Source organism: Streptomyces sp. DvalAA-43 (assembly GCF_900091725.1).
GTDB lineage: Bacteria > Actinomycetota > Actinomycetes > Streptomycetales > Streptomycetaceae > Streptomyces > Streptomyces pulveraceus.
On sequence record NZ_FMBW01000074.1, the window covers coordinates 26,994 to 45,032 of the forward strand.

At 71.2% G+C, this 18,039-nt stretch carries 13 protein-coding genes and 1 tRNA gene; 10 read left to right on the top strand and 4 right to left on the bottom strand.

Features of this window, described 5'->3' with window-relative positions:
• Positions 1–167: 167 nt before the first annotated feature.
• Positions 168–878, top strand: a complete 711-nt coding sequence (locus tag GA0115234_RS31370) for a response regulator transcription factor (RefSeq protein ID WP_161275700.1) — start codon at positions 168–170, stop codon at positions 876–878.
• The gene (locus GA0115234_RS31375) at positions 875–2,317 is read left to right on the top strand and encodes a sensor histidine kinase (RefSeq protein WP_093548489.1); all 1,443 of its coding nucleotides are present in this window, start codon (positions 875–877) and stop codon (positions 2,315–2,317) included. Before GA0115234_RS31370 ends, GA0115234_RS31375 begins: the two co-directional genes overlap by 4 nt.
• Before the next feature lie 66 nt (positions 2,318–2,383).
• Here the strand turns inward: GA0115234_RS31375 and leuA are convergent, their stop codons facing one another.
• Entirely contained in the window at positions 2,384–4,171 is a 1,788-nt protein-coding gene (gene leuA, locus GA0115234_RS31380) for a 2-isopropylmalate synthase (protein WP_176729327.1), read from the bottom strand.
• Between the two features lie 166 nt (positions 4,172–4,337).
• Between leuA and GA0115234_RS31385 the strand changes: the two genes are divergently transcribed.
• The 7 genes from GA0115234_RS31385 (at position 4,338) to GA0115234_RS31415 (ending at position 14,125) form a co-directional block, all read left to right on the top strand.
• Complete coding sequence (locus GA0115234_RS31385) at positions 4,338–5,039, top strand: FadR/GntR family transcriptional regulator (protein WP_093548493.1); 702 nt, start codon at positions 4,338–4,340, stop codon at positions 5,037–5,039.
• Between the two features lie 625 nt (positions 5,040–5,664).
• Positions 5,665–6,999, top strand: a complete 1,335-nt coding sequence (locus GA0115234_RS31390; protein ID WP_093548494.1) for an ABC transporter substrate-binding protein — start codon at positions 5,665–5,667, stop codon at positions 6,997–6,999.
• A gap of 139 nt (positions 7,000–7,138) precedes the next feature.
• Positions 7,139–8,137 carry a carbohydrate ABC transporter permease gene (locus tag GA0115234_RS31395; RefSeq protein ID WP_093548496.1) on the top strand — a complete coding sequence of 333 codons (999 nt, stop codon included), beginning with the start codon at positions 7,139–7,141 and terminating at the stop codon, positions 8,135–8,137.
• A gap of 15 nt (positions 8,138–8,152) precedes the next feature.
• On the top strand, positions 8,153–9,070 hold the full coding sequence (locus tag GA0115234_RS31400; RefSeq protein WP_093548498.1) for a carbohydrate ABC transporter permease: 918 nt from the start codon (positions 8,153–8,155) through the stop codon (positions 9,068–9,070).
• Positions 9,071–9,152: 82 nt separating this feature from the next.
• Positions 9,153–10,622, top strand: coding sequence for a GH1 family beta-glucosidase (locus tag GA0115234_RS31405; RefSeq protein ID WP_093548500.1), 1,470 nt, complete (start codon positions 9,153–9,155; stop codon positions 10,620–10,622).
• Between the two features lie 203 nt (positions 10,623–10,825).
• Positions 10,826–11,857, top strand: a complete 1,032-nt coding sequence (locus GA0115234_RS31410) for a LacI family DNA-binding transcriptional regulator (protein ID WP_093548502.1) — start codon at positions 10,826–10,828, stop codon at positions 11,855–11,857.
• A 204-nt stretch (positions 11,858–12,061) separates the two neighbouring features.
• A complete protein-coding gene (locus GA0115234_RS31415; protein WP_093548763.1) occupies positions 12,062–14,125 on the top strand; it encodes a TerD family protein in 2,064 nt (687 codons plus the stop codon).
• A gap of 252 nt (positions 14,126–14,377) precedes the next feature.
• Here the strand turns inward: GA0115234_RS31415 and GA0115234_RS31420 are convergent.
• The 3 genes from GA0115234_RS31420 to GA0115234_RS31430 form a co-directional block, all read right to left on the bottom strand.
• Positions 14,378–14,450, bottom strand: a tRNA-His gene (locus tag GA0115234_RS31420).
• Between the two features lie 126 nt (positions 14,451–14,576).
• Positions 14,577–15,179 carry an oligoribonuclease gene (orn, locus tag GA0115234_RS31425; protein WP_093548504.1) on the bottom strand — a complete coding sequence of 201 codons (603 nt, stop codon included), beginning with the start codon at positions 15,177–15,179 and terminating at the stop codon, positions 14,577–14,579.
• A 9-nt stretch (positions 15,180–15,188) separates the two neighbouring features.
• A complete protein-coding gene (locus GA0115234_RS31430; protein WP_093548506.1) occupies positions 15,189–16,418 on the bottom strand; it encodes a helix-turn-helix domain-containing protein in 1,230 nt (409 codons plus the stop codon).
• A 940-nt stretch (positions 16,419–17,358) separates the two neighbouring features.
• On the opposite strand from GA0115234_RS31430, the gene GA0115234_RS31435 reads away from it, so the two are divergent.
• The gene (locus GA0115234_RS31435; RefSeq protein WP_093548508.1) at positions 17,359–17,880 is read left to right on the top strand and encodes a universal stress protein; all 522 of its coding nucleotides are present in this window, start codon (positions 17,359–17,361) and stop codon (positions 17,878–17,880) included.
• Positions 17,881–18,039 lie beyond the last annotated feature (159 nt).

Consider the following 18,039-nt stretch of genomic DNA (forward strand, 5'->3'; position numbering starts at 1 on the left):
CCGGGGGCAACGACTTCTGGGGCACGGCTCCCGGCGCGCCCTCCGGCCGTGCGAGCACGCGTACGAGCCCGCCTCGCAGCCGGTACGTCCTGCGCCCTCGGGTCGCACACCCGTCCGGATCACCTGCGGGCGGTACCACCGGCCCCGGATGGCGTACGGTGCCGCCCATGGCAAGTGTGCTCGTGGTCGAGGACGACCAGTTCGTACGATCCGCCCTCATCCGGCACCTGACCGAGGCGTCCCATACGGTGCGCAGCGTCGGCACGGCGCTCGAAGCCCTGCGCGAAGTCGCCCACTTCCGCTTCGACGTGGTCATCCTCGATCTCGGCCTGCCCGACCTGGACGGCGCCGAGGCGCTGAAGATGCTCCGGGGCATCACCGACGTACCCGTGATCATCGCCACCGCACGGGACGACGAGAGCGAGATCGTCCGGCTGCTCAACGACGGCGCCGACGACTACCTCACCAAGCCGTTCTCGGTGGAACACCTGTCCGCGCGGATGGCCGCGGTGCTGCGCCGCTCGCGCGCCGCCGGGGGCGAGGCGCCGCCGCCGAGCGTCCTGCGGGTCGGCGGACTCACCATGGACCCGCTGCGCCGCCAGGCCGAACTGGACGGCACCGCGCTCGACCTGACCCGCCGTGAGTTCGACCTGCTCGCCTTCCTCGCCGGGCGGCCCGGGGTCGTCGTGCCCCGCAAGGAGCTCCTGGCCCAGGTCTGGCAGCAGTCCTACGGCGACGACCAGACCATCGACGTCCATCTGTCCTGGCTGCGCCGGAAACTGGGGGAGACGGCCGCCCGACCGCGCTATCTGCACACCCTGCGCGGGGTCGGTGTGAAGCTGCAGCCGCCCGCCCCGGGCCCGGAGCGGCCTGCATGAGATGGGCCCTGGTCAAGGTCTGTCTGGCCGTCACGGCGATGGTCGTGGTCGCCTTCGCCGTACCGCTCGGTCTCGTCGTCAAGGAGATGGCCCGGGACCGCGCCTTCTCCGATGCCGAACGACAGGCCGCCACCATCGGCCCGACGCTCTCCATCACCACCGACCGCACCGAACTCGAAACGGCCGTGCTCACCACCGAACCGGGCGGCGCGGGCCGGATGGCCGTGCACATCCCCGCCGTCGAGGAGTCGGACAGTCGGCCCCTGGAGATCGGCACCGGACACGCCACCCGCGCGGACCTGAGGACCGTACGGAAGGCGGGGCGCGCCTCGATCACCGAGGTGCCGGGCGGCTTCGCGCTGCTCCAGCCGACCGCGCTCGGCTCCGGGGACAACGCCGTCGTCGAGGTGTTCGTGCCCGAGGGCGAGGTCTCCCACGGTGTCGCCACCGCCTGGCTGGTGCTGGCGGGCGTCGGCATCGCGCTGATCTTCGGCTCCGTCGCGGTCGCCGACCGGCTCGGCGTACGGATGGTGGAGCCCGCCCAGCGGCTCGCGGGCGCCGCCCACGACCTGGGGGAGGGAAGGCTGGGCACCAGGGTGGTGGAGGAGGGCCCGGCCGAACTGCGCTCGGCCGCCGCCGCGTTCAACTCCATGGCCGACCAGGTCGTCCAGCTCCTGGCCGCTGAACGGGAGCTGGCCGCCGACCTCTCGCACCGGCTGCGCACCCCGCTCACCGTGCTCCGGCTCAACGCCGCCTCGCTCGGCGAGGGCCCGGCCGCCGAGCAGACCCGGGCCGCGGTCCAGCAGCTGGAGCGCGAGGTCGACACCATCATCAGGACCGCCCGCGAGCAGCGCCCGCAGACCCAGGGGCTGAACGGTGGCCCCGGGGCGGGGTGCGACGTCTCCGAGGTGATCCGGGACCGGATGGCGTTCTGGTCGGCGCTCGCCGAGGACGAGGGCCGGGAGGTGAGCCTGGCGGGGGTGGACCGGACGGTACGCGCCCCGGTCGCCCGGCCCGAACTGGTCGCCGCCCTCGACGCGTTGCTCGGCAACGTCTTCCGGCACACCCCCGAGACGACCGCCTTCGCCGTCGATGTGCACCACAGCGGCGACGCGGTGATCGTGCTGGTCTCGGACGCGGGCGGCGGCATCGCCGACCCGGAGACGGCACTCGCCCGCGGCGGCAGCGGCCGGGGCGGCGCGGGAGGCGCGGTGGGGTCGACCGGGCTCGGCCTGGACATCGTCCGCCGGGTCGTGGAGTCCACCGGCGGCGATCTGCGGATCGGCCACTCGGTGCTCGGCGGTACGGAGGTGCGCCTGCGGATCGGCCTCGACGGGCGACGGCCCGAGCGGGACCGGCGCGGGCACCGGATGGGGCGGGGGCGGCGTGGAGGGGCGCGCCGGAGCACGGCGTTCCGTAAACGCTCCGGAAAGGTCTGAACCGGCGCCCCATGAACCGCCCCCGTCCCACGAGCCCCGGCCGCCCCCCCCGCGGGGTGCGCGCCCCTACGCGGTGCGGCCGTACGCCCCTTCCGCCCGGTTCACCGCCGACAGCACCGCCAGGATCGAGGCCGTGAGGACGGAGGTGTCCTGGCCGGCCCCCCAGCACAGCTGCCCGCCCACCCGGCACTCCGCGTACGCCATCGCCGGGCTGCCCTGCCCCGGACCTGTCGCGTGCTCCGTGAAGTCGAGGACGTCCACCTCGATGCCCGCGGCCGCCAGCGCACGGGTGAACGCCGACACCGGGCCATTGCCCGTGCCCTCGTAGTCGCCCTCCCGCTCGTCCACCCGCAGGGTGCAGACGAACCGGTGCTCACCGGCCGGGTTCCGGTCCGTGGACCAGGAGGTCAGGGCCACGCCCCCGTCCCGTCCGGGCGCCAGGTACGTCGTGTCGAACAGCTCCCACAGATCCTTCGGGGTGGCCTCCAGACCACTGTCGTCGGTCGCGGTCTGCACCGTGCGGGAGAAGTCCGCGCGCAGCCGGGCCGGCAGGTCCACGCCGTAGTTGCTCCGCAGCAGATGGGCGATGCCGCCCTTCCCGGACTGGCTGTTGACCCGGATGACCGCCTCGTACGTACGCCCCACGTCCGCCGGGTCGATCGGCAGATACGGCACCGACCACAGCTCCGAGCCGCTGCGCGCGTGATGGGCGAGGCCCTTGCTGATGGCGTCCTGGTGGGTGCCCGAGAACGCCGTGTACACGAGATCGCCGCCGTAGGGGTGGCGGGGCGGCACCGGCAGCCGGTTGCAGTACTCGACCGTGCGGCGGATCTCGTCGATGTCGGAGAAGTCGATCATCGGGTCGACGCCCTGGGCGTGCAGATTGAGGGCCAGGTTGACCAGGTCGACGTTGCCGGTGCGCTCCCCGTTGCCGAACAGGCAGCCCTCCACCCGCTGCGCGCCCGCCAGGACGGCGAGTTCGGCGCACGCGGTGCCGGTGCCGCGGTCGTTGTGCGGGTGGACGGAGAGGATCACCGAGTCCCGCCGGTCCAGATGACGGTGCATGTACTCGATCTGGTCCGCGTACACGTTCGGCGTCGCGATCTCCACCGTGGCGGGCAGATTGTGGATGACCGGCCGGTCCGGGGAGGCGTCCCACAGCTCGGTGAGGCTGTTGCAGATCTCCAGGATGAAGTCCGGCTCGGTGAGGATGAACACCTCGGGGGAGAACTCGAACCGGATGTCCGCCCCGGGCCGCGCCCGCGCCAGCCGCTCCATCTGCTGTGCCGCCTCCCGTACGGTGCCGTGCACCTCCGCCCGGTCGCGGCCGAGCACCACCTCGCGCCAGACGGGGGCGGTCGGGATGTAGAGATGGACGACCGCGCGGTCCATCCCCTCGATGGACTCGAAGGTCCGCTCGATCAGGTCCGGCTTGGCCGGGGTGAAGACGACCACGGTGACGTCGTCCGGCACGGCGCCGCTCCCGGCCAGGTGCCGGACGAAGTCGAAGTCGGTGCGGCTCGCGGAGGGGTAGCCGACCTCGATCTCCTTGAAGCCCATCGCGACCAGCAGATCGAACATCCGGCGCTTGCGCGGTGTGTCCATGGGCTCGGCCAGTGCCTGGTTGCCGTCGCGCAGGTCCACCGGCACCCAGAGCGGGGCGCGTTCGATACGGGCCTGCGGCCAGGTGCGGCCGGTCAGCGGGATGTCGACGCGGTCGAACGCGGAGCGGTAGCGGTGGGAGGGCATGGAGCCGGCCCGCTGCGGGTTCCAGCGGGGGGCGTCGGCGGGCACCGGCCCGCGCGGGGTGCAGAGGGTGGGGAAGCCGTGCATCGGTGACTGACGGTCGGACATGAGGACGGTCTCTTCTCGCATCGCCGGATGCGACCGGCACGGCACGGCACCCCGCGGCGGGGTGCCGGTCGCTTCAGGCCCCGCCGCGGCAGCCGAGAAGAAGGAGACCGCTGTGCGTCATGGCCGGTAGAGTAGTCACAGAACAAGTCCTCAGACAACCTGACAGGTGAACGCAGTGTCCTCGCTCGGTCCGCTCCGCCCCAGCCCCCTGGTCGAACAGGCCACGAACCATCTGCGCGAGCAGATCACCGAGGGGCACTGGCCGGTCGGCACGCGGATTCCCGGCGAGACGACCCTGGCCAGGACGCTCGGCGTGGGCCGCTCCACGGTCCGCGAGGCGGTACGCACCCTGGCCACGCTCGGGCTGCTCCAGTCCCGGCAGGGCGCGGGCGTCTTCGTCATCGCCGACCGGGTGACGGAGGACTGGCCGACCAGGCTGCGCCGGGCCGCGGTCACCGATGTGTACGAGGTGCGCATGCTGATCGAGGTCCAGGCCGCCCGGCTGGCCGCGCGGCGCCGTACGGACGAGGACCTGATCGCCCTCGACGCGGCGCTCGCCGCACGGCGGGCGGCGGGGGCCGGGGGAGACGCGGAGTTCGTCGACGCGGACATCGCGCTGCACCGGGCGGTGGTGGCCGCCGCGCACAATCCCGTACTCACCGATCTCTTCGGTGAGTTCGCGCCCGCGCTGCGGCAGGGCCTCATCGACCTCGTGGAGCTGTTCGGCCTGCGCCGCGAGGATCCGGACCACGGCGACGCCACCCATGACGCGCTGGTGCGGGCCGTGGTGGCCGGGGACGCGGAGTCGGCGGGGCGGGCCGCGCAGGCCGAACTGGAATCCACGCTGGCCCGGCTGCGGGCGGCGTAGGCCCGGTTGCCCCGGGGCCCAGGGGTGGCGCCCCCGGCTTCGGAGGAAGAAGGCGGCCGCGCACCTGACGGCCCCCGACCGCCCCGCCGTGCGATGCCCCGTTCACCTTCCGGCGGGCGGGCGGTGTGAACCGGGGATGACGCGTACCGCTCCCGGCGGTGGGCGGACATGCCGCGCGACGGGGCCGTCCGGCGTGTCCGGCGCGGTACGCCACTCCCGCCGCGCCCCTGGCCTGCGGGTTCTCCGTGCGGCGGGAAATCCCGGGCGGCGCATACGGGTTGAGGCAAGACCTCGGCGGGACACGGTCCCGTGACGTACCGGACACGCTCGGGCAACGGAAGCGCCTTCAACTCTTGACACCCACCCCTTCAAGGCAGGAACCTTCCGACATCGACGCATGGGAGCGCTCCCACATCGGAGGGGTCCGCCCGTCCGAACGGCACTGCCCGTGCCCTCCCCCCTTGAACCACGCGGCACCCGCACTCACCGGCGGCCCGGCCGCGCGGTCCGAACGCCAGCCACCGGGACGTCCCGTCCGGAACGTCCCACCGGATATGCCACACCCGGAACGTCCCACCCGGAATGTCCCACCCGGAATGTCCCACCCGGAACAAGGAGTAGTGGAATGCGCATCACCCGCACCGTCGTCGCCGGCCGGCGACGCAGAGCCGCGGTTCTGGCCACCACGGGCCTGACGATCCCGGCCCTGCTGCTGACCGGCTGCAGCAGCGACTCGGACACCTCGGGCAGCACGGGCCCCGACGCGAACGGGAACATCACGCTGACCGTCGCCGACTTCGGGCAGTTCGGCTACAAGGAGGCCGGGCTCTTCGCCAAGTACCACGAACTGCACCCGAACATCACGGTCAAGGAAGACGTCACCGCCGACGAGAAGATCTACTACCCCAAGCTGCTCCAGCAGCTGAACTCGGGCAGTGGTCTCGCCGACGTCCAGGGCATCGAGGTCGGCCGGATCAAGGAGATCACCGACACCAAGGCGGACTCCTTCGTCGACCTCGGCAAGGTGATCGACGTCGGCGACTGGGTCTCCTGGAAGGCGAAGCAGGCCACCGCGCCCAGCGGTGCGGTGATCGGCGCGGGCACCGACATCGGCCCGATGTCCCTCTGCTACAACACCGACCTGTTCAAGAAGGCCGGCCTGCCGACCGACCGCGCGGAGGTCGCCAAGAAGGTCGCGGGCGGCTGGGAGGACTACCTCAAGCTCGGCGAGGAGTACAAGAAGAAGGCCCCCGCGGGCACGTACTTCATGGACTCCGCGAGCGCCATGTTCAACGCCGTCGTGAGCTCGAACGCGAAGCAGTACTACGACGAGAGCGGCAAGCCGGTCTACAAGGAGAGCCCCAGCGTCCAGCAGGGCTGGAACCTGGCCGCCGAGGTCGCGTCCAAGAAGCTCTCCCAGGGCCTGGCCCAGTTCGACACCAACACCTGGGTCCCCGCACTGCGCAAGGGCACCATCGCCACCGTGGCGTGCCCCGCGTGGATGGCCGGCCAGATCTCGGCCAACGCCGGTGAGGGCAACAAGGGCAAGTGGGACATCACCACCGCGCCCGGTGCGACCGCCGCCAACTGGGGCGGCTCCTTCCTCGCCGTGCCCAAGTCGGGCAAGAACGTCGAGGAGGCCGGGAAGCTCGTGAAGTGGCTGACCGCGCCCGAGCAGCAGGCCGCCGTCTTCAAGGCGATCGGTGTCTTCCCGTCCAACAAGGGCGCGTACGACCTGCCGGACGTGAAGAACGCGAAGCTCCCGTACTTCAACGACGCGCCGATCGGGCAGATCTACGCCGACGAGGCCAAGTCCATCCCCGAGGCGGTACTCGGCCCGAAGGACGGCGTCATCAAGGACACCATCTCGACCCAGATCACCAACATGGAGCAGCGGGGCACCAGCCCCGACAAGGCGTGGAAGGCCGCGACCGACGCGATCGACAAGGCGATCGGCTGACCGCATCCGGTGCGGGCGGCCCCGAAGCCGCCCGCCCCGGCGCGCCCGCCCCTGCCCGTACCCGCTCGCACCCCCCGACCCCCGCCCCGGCCCACGCCCCACCAGGGCGCCCCCGTCACCCAGGGAAGGACTCCCGCCCGTGGCCACCTCGACTCCCACCCGGGACGCATACGCCCCGCCACCCGGCGGATCCCCGCACGCGCCGGCCCGATCCGGTCGGCAGACCTGGCGGAGCAGGCTGTGGCGGTTCGACGACAAGGCGTCGCCGTACGCCTACATAGCCCCGTTCTTCCTCGTCTTCGGCGCCTTCGGCCTCTACCCGCTGCTCTACACCGGGTGGATCGCCCTGCACCGGGTGGAGATGACCGGCCTGAACCAGATGGAGTGGGTCGGCTGGGAGAACTTCGACAAGATCCTGCACGACGCGGAGTTCTGGACGGCCGTCGCCAACACCTTCCTGATCGGGGTCATGTCGACGGTCCCGCAGCTGCTCGTCGCCCTGGGCCTGGCCCATCTGCTGAACTACCGGCTGCGCGCCAGCACCTTCTGGCGGACGGTCGTCCTCACCCCGTACGCCACCTCGGTGGCCTCCGCCGCCCTCGTCTTCGCCCTGGTCTTCCGGGCCGACGGCGGTCTGCTGAACTGGCTGCTGCACTTCGTCGGGCTCGGCGACACCAACTGGGCCAACGGCCACTGGACTTCCAAGATCGCGATCTCCGTCATCGTCATCTGGCGCTGGACCGGCTACAACGCCCTGATCTATCTGGCCGCCATGCAGGCCGTGCCGGCCGATCTGTACGAGGCGGCCTCGCTGGACGGCGCGTCGCGCTGGCAGCAGTTCCGCAAGGTGACCATCCCCTCGCTGCGGCCCACGATCCTCTTCACGATCGTCATCTCGACCATCGGCTCCATGCAGCTGTTCGGCGAGCCGCTGCTCCTGGAGGGCGGCCGGCTCGGAGCCACCGGCGGCAACGAGAATCAGTACGAGACGCTCAGCGTCTACCTCTACAACTACGGCTGGAATCTCGGGCACCTCGGTCCGGCCGCCGCAGTGGCCTGGGCGATGCTCGCCCTCCTGCTGATCATCGCCGCGGTCAACTGGCTCGTCGGCCGCTTCGTCCGCAAGTCCGCGGTCTGACCGGGAGCGAATTCCATGACCATGACCAGTACCGCCAAGGCCCCGGAAGCCACCGTCCCGTCCGCGCGCCGACGGGAACCGGGCCGCCCGAGCCGGTTCAGGCCGGGCGCGGGCAAGCAGTTGCAGGGCGGGCCGTTCGCCTACATCGCCCTCGCCGTCGTCGGCATCGGCTCGCTGCTGCCGCTCTACTGGACGCTGGTGGCCGCGTCCCACACCCAGGACGAAGTGCTCGCCACCACACCGCCGTTCCTGCCGGGCGGGCGGCTGCTGCACAACCTCGACGCGGCCTGGAACCAGGCACACCTCGGCAAGGCGATCGTCAACAGCTTCGTCGTCGCGGGCTGCATCACGGCCGCGACGCTCTTCTTCTGCACCCTGGCCGGCTACGCCTTCGCCAAGATGCGCTTCCGGGGCCGCGGCGCGCTGATGACCGGTGTCATCGCCACGCTCACCATCCCGCCGCAGCTCAGCGTCGTCCCGCTGTTCATGATGATGTCCGACATCGGCTGGGGCGGGCAGCTGGAGTCGGTGATCTTCCCGACCCTGGTCAGCGCCTTCGGGGTGTTCTTCATGCGGCAGTACCTGAGCGAGGCCCTGCCCTACGAACTCGTCGAGGCCGCCAAGATCGACGGTGCGAACAACTTCCGCATCGTGCTCAGCGTCGTCCTGCCGGTGGCCCGCCCCGCGATGATGGTGCTGGGGATGCTCACCTTCGTCCAGGCGTGGAACGACTTCTTCTGGCCCTACCTCGCCCTGAACCAGCAGAACCCCACGCTCCAGGTGGCCCTCGGCCAGCTGAGCGCCTCGTACACCCCCGACCAGAGCATCGTCATGGCCGGTGCGCTGATCAGCACGCTGCCGCTGCTCGTGGTGTTCGTGATCTTCGGCAAGCAGATCGTCGGCGGGATCATGTCCGGCGCCGTCAAGGGCTGACGCCGCGTCATCTCGCCCGCCCTCCACCTGGCTCACCCCTGCCCGTCCCCTCCTGCCCGTCGACTCCTGGGAGCGCTCCCGCATGACTGCCGTACGACCCGACATCGCCCCGAAGCCCGCACCCGAGGCGGCGCAGTTCCCGGCCGGCTTCGTCTGGGGGGCGGCCACGGCCGCCTACCAGGTCGAAGGCGCCGCGGCCGAGGACGGCCGCACCCCGTCCATCTGGGACACCTTCAGCCGCACTCCGGGCAAGATCCACAACGGCGACACCGGAGACATCGCCGCCGACCACTACCACCGCTACCGCGACGACGTGGCGCTGATGAAGCGGCTCGGCCTGACGGCCTACCGCTTCTCCGTCTCCTGGCCCCGGGTGCAGCCCACCGGCCGCGGCCCCGCAGTCGAACGCGGCCTGGACTTCTACCGCAGGCTCGTCGACGAACTCCTCGAAGCGGGCATCGCACCCGTCGCCACCCTCTACCACTGGGACCTGCCCCAGGACCTGGAGGACGCGGGCGGCTGGCCCCAGCGGGTGACCGCCGAACGCTTCGCCGACTACGCCGAGATCATGGCCGGTGCCCTCGGCGACCGCGTCGCCACCTGGACCACCCTCAACGAACCGTGGTGCTCGGCCTTCCTCGGCTACGGCTCCGGCGTGCACGCCCCCGGCCGCACCGAACCCGCCGCCGCGCTGCGCGCCGCCCACCATCTCAACCTCGCCCACGGCCGGGCGACCGGGATCCTGCGCGACCGCCTCCCCGCCACCGCGCGGATCTCGGTCACCCTCAACCTCCACCACGTCCGCCCGCTGACCGGCAGCCAGGCCGACGCGGACGCCGCCCGCCGGATCGACGCGGTGGGCAACCGGGTCTTCACCGGCCCGATGCTGAGCGGCGCGTACCCGCAGGACCTGCTCGCCGACACCGCGCACCTGGTCGACTGGGCGGAGCTGGTCCGGGACGGCGACCTGGCCGCCATCTCCACCCCGGTCGACGTCCTGGGCGTCAACTACTACACACCCACCCTGGTCTCCGCACCCGCCGACGGCACCGGCGACTCGCGCGACGACGGACACGGCAACAGCGACCACTCCCCGTGGCCCGGCTCCGAGCACGTCGCCTTCCACCTCGCCGAGGGCAAAAAGCGCACCGCGATGAACTGGGTGATCGACCCCGACGGGCTCTACGAGCTGCTCACCGACGTCTCCCGGGACCACCCCGAACTGCCGCTCATGGTCACCGAGAACGGCGCCGCCTTCGACGACTACGTGTCCCCCGAGGGACGGGTCGCCGACCCCGAACGGATCGCGTATCTGCACGGCCACCTCGACGCCGTACGGCGGGCCGCGGCCGACGGGGTGGACGTCCGCGGCTACTTCCTCTGGTCCCTGATGGACAACTTCGAGTGGGCGTACGGATACTCCAAGCGCTTCGGCGCCGTCTACGTCGACTACGCCACCCAGCGCCGCACCCCCAAGGCGAGCGCCCACTGGTACGCCGACGTCATCCGCCGCAACGCCCTGCCCCCGGCCCCGGCCACCGGCCTCGGCTGACCCGCACCGCCCCTCCCGGGACCCGGCCGTCCGCGCCGGGTCTCCCTCATTTCCGCCCGGATCGGGCCGCCGTATTCTGGGAGCGCTCCCAGAACGGCGGCCGCGGAGCCTCCGCCCGGCCCGTACGGGGGTCGCGGGACCCCGCACCAGGACTTGGTTTGGTCATCCGGCTGTGAGAAATTGACCGCGAACGGGAGGCAGCCATGGCGGCAGCGCGAGTACGGAGCGGTGGCCGGCCCACGCTCGAAGAGGTCGCGGCACGGGCAGGGGTGGGGCGCGGCACGGCCTCACGGGTCATCAACGGCTCGCCACGGGTCAGCCCGCACACCCGCGAGGCGGTGGAGGCGGCCGTCGCCGAGCTGGGCTACGTACCCAATCGCGCGGCCCGCGCGCTCGCCGGGAACCGCACGGACGCCATCGCCCTGGTGGTGCCCGAGCCGGAGACCCGCTTCTTCGCCGAGCCGTACTTCTCCGACATCGTCCGCGGGGTCGGCGCGGCGCTCGCCGACACCGACATGCAGCTCCTGCTGACCCTCGTCGGCAACGACCGCGAGCGCCGCAGGCTGGCCCAGTACCTGACCGCGCACCGCGTCGACGGTGTGCTGCTGGTCTCCGTCCACGCCGCCGACCCGCTGCCGGACCTGTTGGAGCAGCTCGGCATGCCGGCCGTGATGAGCGGCCGCAGATCGGCCTCCGAGACGCTCGCCTCGGTCGACTCCGACAACTTCGCCGGGGCCGGGGCCGCGGTCGGCCATCTCGTCTCCCGGGGGCGCCGCGCCATCGCCACGATCACCGGGCCCCAGGACGTCTACGGTGCGCAGCGCCGCCTCGACGGCTACCGCGCGGCGATGTCCGAGGCCGGCCTCGGACCCGACGAGCGGCTGATCGCCCCCGCCGACTTCTCGGAGGAGGGCGGCGCCAGGGCCATGCGCGAACTGCTCGCCCGCCGCCCCGACGTCGACGCGGTCTTCGCCGCCTCCGACGTCATGGCCGCGGGCGCCCGCCAGGTGCTGCGCGAGGCGGGCCGCCGCATCCCGGACGACGTCGCCCTCATCGGCTTCGACGACTCGGCGGTGGCCCGCCACATGGACCCGGCGCTCACCAGCGTGCGCCAGCCGATCGAGGAGATGGGCCGCACGATGGCCCGCGTGCTGCTCGACGAGATCGCGGGCGAGCACCGGGAGCGCCCCCAGATCGTGCTCCCCACGGAACTGGTCGTCCGCGACTCCTCCTGACGGCGTTTCACCGCTTCGGGCGGTCGGCACTCCCGGCCCGAGGCGGTAGTTACGGAAGCAGACCCTCCGTATTTCACATGTCCTCCACGAACGGACGGTCCGTCCCCTAAGGTTTGCGTGTACGGCGAATGTGTGACGCACCACACAACGTCACACGAGGGGCTGCCGGGTGCGTCCGATGCGGCCGTGCATCTGGGGGGCCTCATGCACGAGATGGTCAAGGGTTCCAACGTCGGCCTGGCGGAGCTGAGCGAGGACACCGGCTCAGTGATGGTGAGCCTGGCCTGGAGCAGTGACACGGGCGAGGGCGACGCCGATGTCTCCGTGCTTCTGCTCGACGGGAACGGCAAGGTCGGGAACGACGCCGACTTCTGCTTCTACAACAACCCTGTGGCCGGCAGGGGGAGCGTGCAGCTTCTGGGGAAGACGCCCACGGCCGAGGGCAGCGAGGACCGGATCGGCTTCGACCTCGACGCGGTGCCGCCGGAGGTCGAGCGGATCGTCCTCGCGGCGAGCCGTTACGACGGCTCCCGGTTCGGCGACCTCCACGATCTGCGCCTCACGCTCGCGGACGGCGCCGGCGAAGGACTGCTCCGGTTCGCCATCGAGGACTCCGGAGCGGTCAGCGCGCTGATCTTCGGCGAGATCTACCGGCGGTCCGGCGCATGGAAGTTCCGGGCGATCGGTGACGGATACGCGTCCGGGCTGGCGGGCCTGGCCACGGACTTCGGCGTAGATATCGACGACGACGCGGACGCGGACGAGGCCGCCGGACAGGAGGAGGCGAGAGAGGAGCATGGGCCCTCCGCGGCGCCCCCACCGGCAGTCGCGCCCGGGGTGCAGCCGGTCATCCCCGCACAGGCGTCGCCTCCGGCATCGTCGTCGGCCGGTGCCGCTGCTCAGGAGCCTCCGGCGCGGGAGAAGCGCCCGGCCCGCCCGCGTACGGCGAAGAAGAAGGTGACGCTTCCCAGAGCCGCCAAGAAATCCCTCGCCGAAAGCGATGCGTGGAGTGAGGCCCGGCTCTTTCCCGCGTCGGCGCTCAAGAGCGACCGGGAACGCGAGACGCGCGCGACGTCGGTCGTGCTGTCCGTCATGGCCCAGGTCCCGGAGTTCGGCCGCCGTCTGACGGCGGCCTTCGGGGCACCCGCCGGACGCATGGAGACGTTCACGGAGGTGTCGTTCCCGCACGGCGAAGCTCCCAGGCGTCCCGACGGTGTCATCCGGGTCGAGCGAGCGGGCAAGCTGTGGACCGCGCTGGTCGAGACGAAGACGAACGGCAGCGCTCTCAGGACCGACCAGGTGCAGGCGTACATGGACATCGCGGCCCGGCGCGGATACGAGGCCGTGATCACCCTCTCCAACGATGTGGCCCTGGAGGGCAGCTCACTCGTCGATGTGAGGATCGACGGCCGGCGCAAGCACAAAGTCGCACTCCGGCATCTGTCCTGGGCCGAGGTGGCGCACCAGGCGCAGATGCTGATCCGTCACGAAGGCGTGGGGAACGCCGCACACGCCTGGTTGCTCCAGGAGCTTCTCCACTATCTCCAGCACGAGAACTCGGGCTGTCACGGATTCCAGAACATGGGCGCTGCCTGGGTTCCGGTGCGCAGGGGCATCGACGACGAGACGCTGTGCCAGGGCGACCCCCGTGCCCTGGAAGTGATCGAGAACTGGGAAAGGCTGGTCCGTCAGGTCTGCCTGAGGCTGGGTGGTGAGCTCGGCCAGAAGGTACTTCCCGTCCAACGTGCCAAGCGTGGAGCCGACCCGCGCGTCCGTCGTGTGGAGCTGGCCGACCAGCTCTGCGCGGAGGGGCGTCTCCACGCGGTCATCCGGATCGAGGGCACGCCGGGCCTCCTCGCCATCACCGCCGATCTCCGGACGGGAAAGCTGCGCACATCGATCGAGGTGCCCGCGCCCGAATCGGGATATCCGCTGAGCAAGGCCAAGCGACTGATCCGCCGGCTGGCGGCCGCACCGGCCGATCTGCACATCGAGACCCTTGTCGAGGGCGACGGGCCGGGGCCGCGCGGCACTCTGGAACGGCTGCGGCCCGAGCCCGCCGACATCCTGCCCAAGGACGGTGCGCAGGTCACCGGTTTCCGGCTCTCGCTCTTCAAGGGCATGGGCAGCGGCCGGGGCAACGCGGAGTCGGGCTTCATCCGGAGCGTCGACGCGGCGGTGGACCGCTTCTACGCCGGCGTCGTCGTCCTGCTGGAGACTCAGCCGACCCACCGCTCCCGGACCGACGCGCAGACGGACGTGTGCTGAGGCCCGGAGCGGGCGCGGCACCGACGGGAGTTCGCTTGCAGCAGCGGGCGAACTCCCGTCGTGCCGGGCCGAATGCGGGACGGCACGACGGGCGGTTTCGCGGACTGGCTCGCGGCCGGGACGTCCCAGCGGGTTCTGTCGCCCCGTACTCCATGTGACGTACGGCACGCAGTGCCCGGTGAGGCTCGCTCGTCATGGGGCGTGAGACAAAGGGAAGGGCCCCGGTCCGAAGACCGGGGCCCTTCCCTTCAGGGTGAGTAACGGGACTCGAACCCGCGACATCCTGGACCACAACCAGGTGCTCTACCATCTGAGCTATACCCACCATGTCCGGTCTTTTTCTGACCGGCCGAGAAAAAGTGTACAGGGTCCGAGAGGGTGCTCGCGCCCCCGTTGTTCAGCCGCTGATCCTGACCCCCGAAAGGGCTATGACCAGCGGCTTCACAAGGTCCTACGGCGCGGGCGGCGCGACGCGGGCCGCGATGGCCTTCGCCCGCTCCGAGTCCGGGCCGGGCTGCGGCACGAAGACCGCCTCGCGGTAGTAGCGCAGCTCCGTGATGGAGTCACGGATGTCCGCGAGTGCCCGGTGGTTGCCGTTCTTGTCCGGGCTGTTGAAGTACGCCCTCGGGTACCAGCGGCGCGCCAGCTCCTTGACCGAGGAGACATCGACGATCCGGTAGTGCAGATAGCTCTCCAGAGCCGACATGTCCCGCGCCAGGAAACCACGGTCGGTGGAGACCGAGTTCCCGCAGAGCGGGGCCTTGCCGGGCTCCTTCACATGCTCGCGGACGTAGTGCAGCACCTGGGCCTCGGCGTCGGCCAGGGTGGTGCCCCCGGCCAGCTCGTCGAGCAGGCCCGAGGCGGTGTGCATCTGCCGCACCACCTCGGGCATGGTCTCCAGGGCCGCGTCCGGCGGGCGGATCACGATGTCCACCCCTTCACCGAGTACGTTCAGCTCCGAGTCGGTGACCAGCGCGGCCACCTCGATGAGTGCGTCTTCCGTCAACGAGAGCCCGGTCATCTCGCAGTCGATCCACACCATGCGATCGTTCATGGCCCCACCCTACGGGGCGCTCCGTTGACCGGGCAGGGTCGGGCGCCCGGTCGTGTACGCGTCGGGGACGGGTTTCCCCTGCTCCGGCGGGACCGTGCCGGCCGTCGGCGCCGTGATGACGTGCGCGCCCGGCGGGATGGCCGTGGCACGCCGGACCGCGGCACCGCCCTGGGCGGGTACGACCGGTTCGGCCGCCGGTGCCATGGGCTCCGCGCCACCGCCCTGCGGACGGCGGGCCCGGTAGGCGGCCCGGTACGCGGCGGGGGAGGAGCCCAGCTGACGCCGGAAGTGTCCGCGCAGCGCGACCGGCGAGCGGAAGCCGCAGCGGCCCGCCACCTCGTCGACCGAGTACTCGGACGTCTCCAGCAGCCGCTGCGCCTGCAGCACCCGCTGGGTGATCAGCCACTGGAGCGGTGCGCTGCCGGTGAGCGAACGGAACCTGCGGTCGAAGGTCCGCCTGCTCATGTAGGCGCGCGCGGCCAGCGTCTCCACGTCGAACTGCTCGTGGAGGTGCTCCAGTGCCCAGGCCACGACCTCGGCGAGCGGGTCGGAGCCGATCTCCTCAGGTAAAGACCTGTCGAGATAGCGCTCCTGGCCGCCACTGCGCCGCGGCGGCACGACGAGCCGTCGGGCCAGTGCCCCGGCGGCCTCCGTGCCGTGGTCCGTGCGGACTATGTGCAGACAGAGATCGATCCCGGCCGCCGTCCCCGCGGAGGTGAGCACATCGCCGTCGTCGACGAAGAGCTCGCGCGGATCGACGTGCACCGACGGATAGCGCTTGGCCAGCGTCGGCGCGTACATCCAGTGCGTGGTCGCCGGGCGGCCGTCCAGCAGGCCGGCGGCGGCGAGCACGAACGCACCCGTGCACAGTCCGACGATGCGGGCGCCCTCCTCGTGGGCACGGCGCAGCGCCTCCAGTGCCTCGGCGGGCGGTGGCGAGGTGATCGAACGCCAGGCGGGCACCACGACGGTGCCGGCCCTGCTGATCGCCTCCAGCCCGTAGGGCGCGGTGAGTTCGAGCCCCCCGGTGGTTCGCAGCGGTCCTTCTTCTCCTCCGCAGACGAGGAGTCGGTAGCGCGGAACTCCCGCGTCCTGGCGGTCGATTCCGAACACGGAGAGCGGGATCGAACTCTCGAAGATGGGGCCGCCGCTGAACAGCAGCACGGCGACGACTTCTCGTCGTCGACGGCCACTGAGCTTCCGTACAGCCTCCGTTGCGGCGGCGGAGTCCTGGCTCATGACGCTAAGCCCCCCTCGGTGTTCGCGTCTTCCTGGTCCTTACGGGCCTGTCGCACCTGCACTTTTCCCCTCGGTCCTGCACGAGTTCCCCAGACTTCGATACCCAAGATCGAATCTACTGCGTCCCGTGGTGCCGGCGTGACAAGTTCACCAACCGGCGTTATGTCGACAAGGCAACTTGGCGGGAAGCATTCGATCACGAAGCGTTTCATCCGACGGCCGTGCAGGGAAGGGCGTCTCGCATTCATGGCCCGTCCCCGTTGGGTGGAAGCGTACCGCGCGGTCTCTTCCTGCCTGGTGACAAGGGGGCTGATCGGCCAATTCGGCAAGGAATGGGTACGGGTATGAAGTTGGCTGAAAATAGCTGGTTGTGCATACGTGATTCAGTCATTGAACCGGCGCACAACCCGGGTGATCAACCGCTTCTTTGCGCCCCCTGGGCAGGTCGGAGGGGTGATCGTACGGAACGGGGTGGTGGCAAACGGCAACGACCGGATTCCGCCCGCCGGGCCGGTGTCGGTACCCGTCCGGGTGGATCGCCCGGAGCGGGGCGGGCGGGCCGGAGCGGGTGCGGTGTGACTCCCGGGGCGGGGTGCCGTCGACGGCGGCGCGATGATCCATTCCGCGGCCGTACGGGGCGCGGAGGGCGTGCCCCGGCGCGGAGCGGCGACGGATCCGGCTCCGTCCGGTCACGGATCGCGGCCGTCCGGTCCCGGCGGCGTCGATGTACGGCACAAGCGGCATTGCCATACGGGTCCGCCTCGGGCATGCTCCGTGGAACGTCGCGCGCGCTTTGCGCGGGTCTGGGCAGTGGAGGAGTGGCGCCGTACCCTTGGGGGTAAGGGGTTGGGAAGATGATTCCCGGACACCGCATCACCGCCCGCTGACGCACCTTCCCCAAGTCGCTCTCCTCACGAGGACTCTCTTCGCCGAGACACCGATGGCCGGTCACGAAATCCCCGAACCCGCCGACCGCAAGCAGGTAGCCGACCCCGTGTCGGACCCGCAGACGGTCGAAGAAACACGTCATTCCTGCGATCCGGCGTTCCGCCATGGAGTCGTGGTCGGCTTCGACGGCTCGACCTCCAGCGAGCGGGCCCTCGCCTATGCCATCGGGATGGCCCGAAGATCCGGCTCCGGTCTGATCATCGTCCATGTCGCCAACCGGCTGCCGACCACGGTCTGGGCGGGCTGCGAACCTCCCGTCTTCGTGGATGTGCCCGATCACCGCACCGAGGTGCTCGGCCTGGAGCTCGCCTGCGCGGACTACCTCTCCGAGGTTCCCTGGGTCCTCGTCGAGCGGGGCGGGGACATCTGCCACGAGTTGGAGGAGGTCGGCCGGGAGTACTCGGCCGACGCCATCGTCGTCGGCTCCACGCACGGCATCGTCGGCCGGATCTTCGGCTCCGTGGCGGGGCGCCTCGCGCGGCGCGCGCAGCGCCCGGTCGTCGTCATTCCCTGAGGGCTGTCCCAGGGCCTTCCGCCCGGCTCCTGCCGGGCTCGCGGGGGCCGGCCCGGTCCGAGTGGAAGTCCCCGGTGCCCGACGTCCCGGCAGCCCCTTTGGTCCCTCCCGTGGTCCCGGTGCGGCGGTCCCATTCGACGTGGCGTCAAATCACCTTCA

Bases quoted from the DNA above. Each gene is read 5' to 3' on its own strand.
- GA0115234_RS31370 (WP_161275700.1), top strand. From the start codon at position 168: ATGGCAAGTGTGCTCGTGGTCGAGGACGACCAGTTCGTACGATCCGCC.
- GA0115234_RS31375 (WP_093548489.1), top strand. From the start codon at position 875: ATGAGATGGGCCCTGGTCAAGGTCTGTCTGGCCGTCACGGCGATGGTC.
- leuA (WP_176729327.1), bottom strand. From the start codon at position 4,171: ATGTCCGACCGTCAGTCACCGATGCACGGCTTCCCCACCCTCTGCACC.
- GA0115234_RS31390 (WP_093548494.1), top strand. From the start codon at position 5,665: ATGCGCATCACCCGCACCGTCGTCGCCGGCCGGCGACGCAGAGCCGCG.
- GA0115234_RS31400 (WP_093548498.1), top strand. From the start codon at position 8,153: ATGACCATGACCAGTACCGCCAAGGCCCCGGAAGCCACCGTCCCGTCC.
- GA0115234_RS31405 (WP_093548500.1), top strand. From the start codon at position 9,153: ATGACTGCCGTACGACCCGACATCGCCCCGAAGCCCGCACCCGAGGCG.
- GA0115234_RS31410 (WP_093548502.1), top strand. From the start codon at position 10,826: ATGGCGGCAGCGCGAGTACGGAGCGGTGGCCGGCCCACGCTCGAAGAG.
- GA0115234_RS31415 (WP_093548763.1), top strand. From the start codon at position 12,062: ATGCACGAGATGGTCAAGGGTTCCAACGTCGGCCTGGCGGAGCTGAGC.
- orn (WP_093548504.1), bottom strand. From the start codon at position 15,179: ATGAACGATCGCATGGTGTGGATCGACTGCGAGATGACCGGGCTCTCG.
- GA0115234_RS31430 (WP_093548506.1), bottom strand. From the start codon at position 16,418: ATGAGCCAGGACTCCGCCGCCGCAACGGAGGCTGTACGGAAGCTCAGT.
- GA0115234_RS31435 (WP_093548508.1), top strand. From the start codon at position 17,359: ATGGCCGGTCACGAAATCCCCGAACCCGCCGACCGCAAGCAGGTAGCC.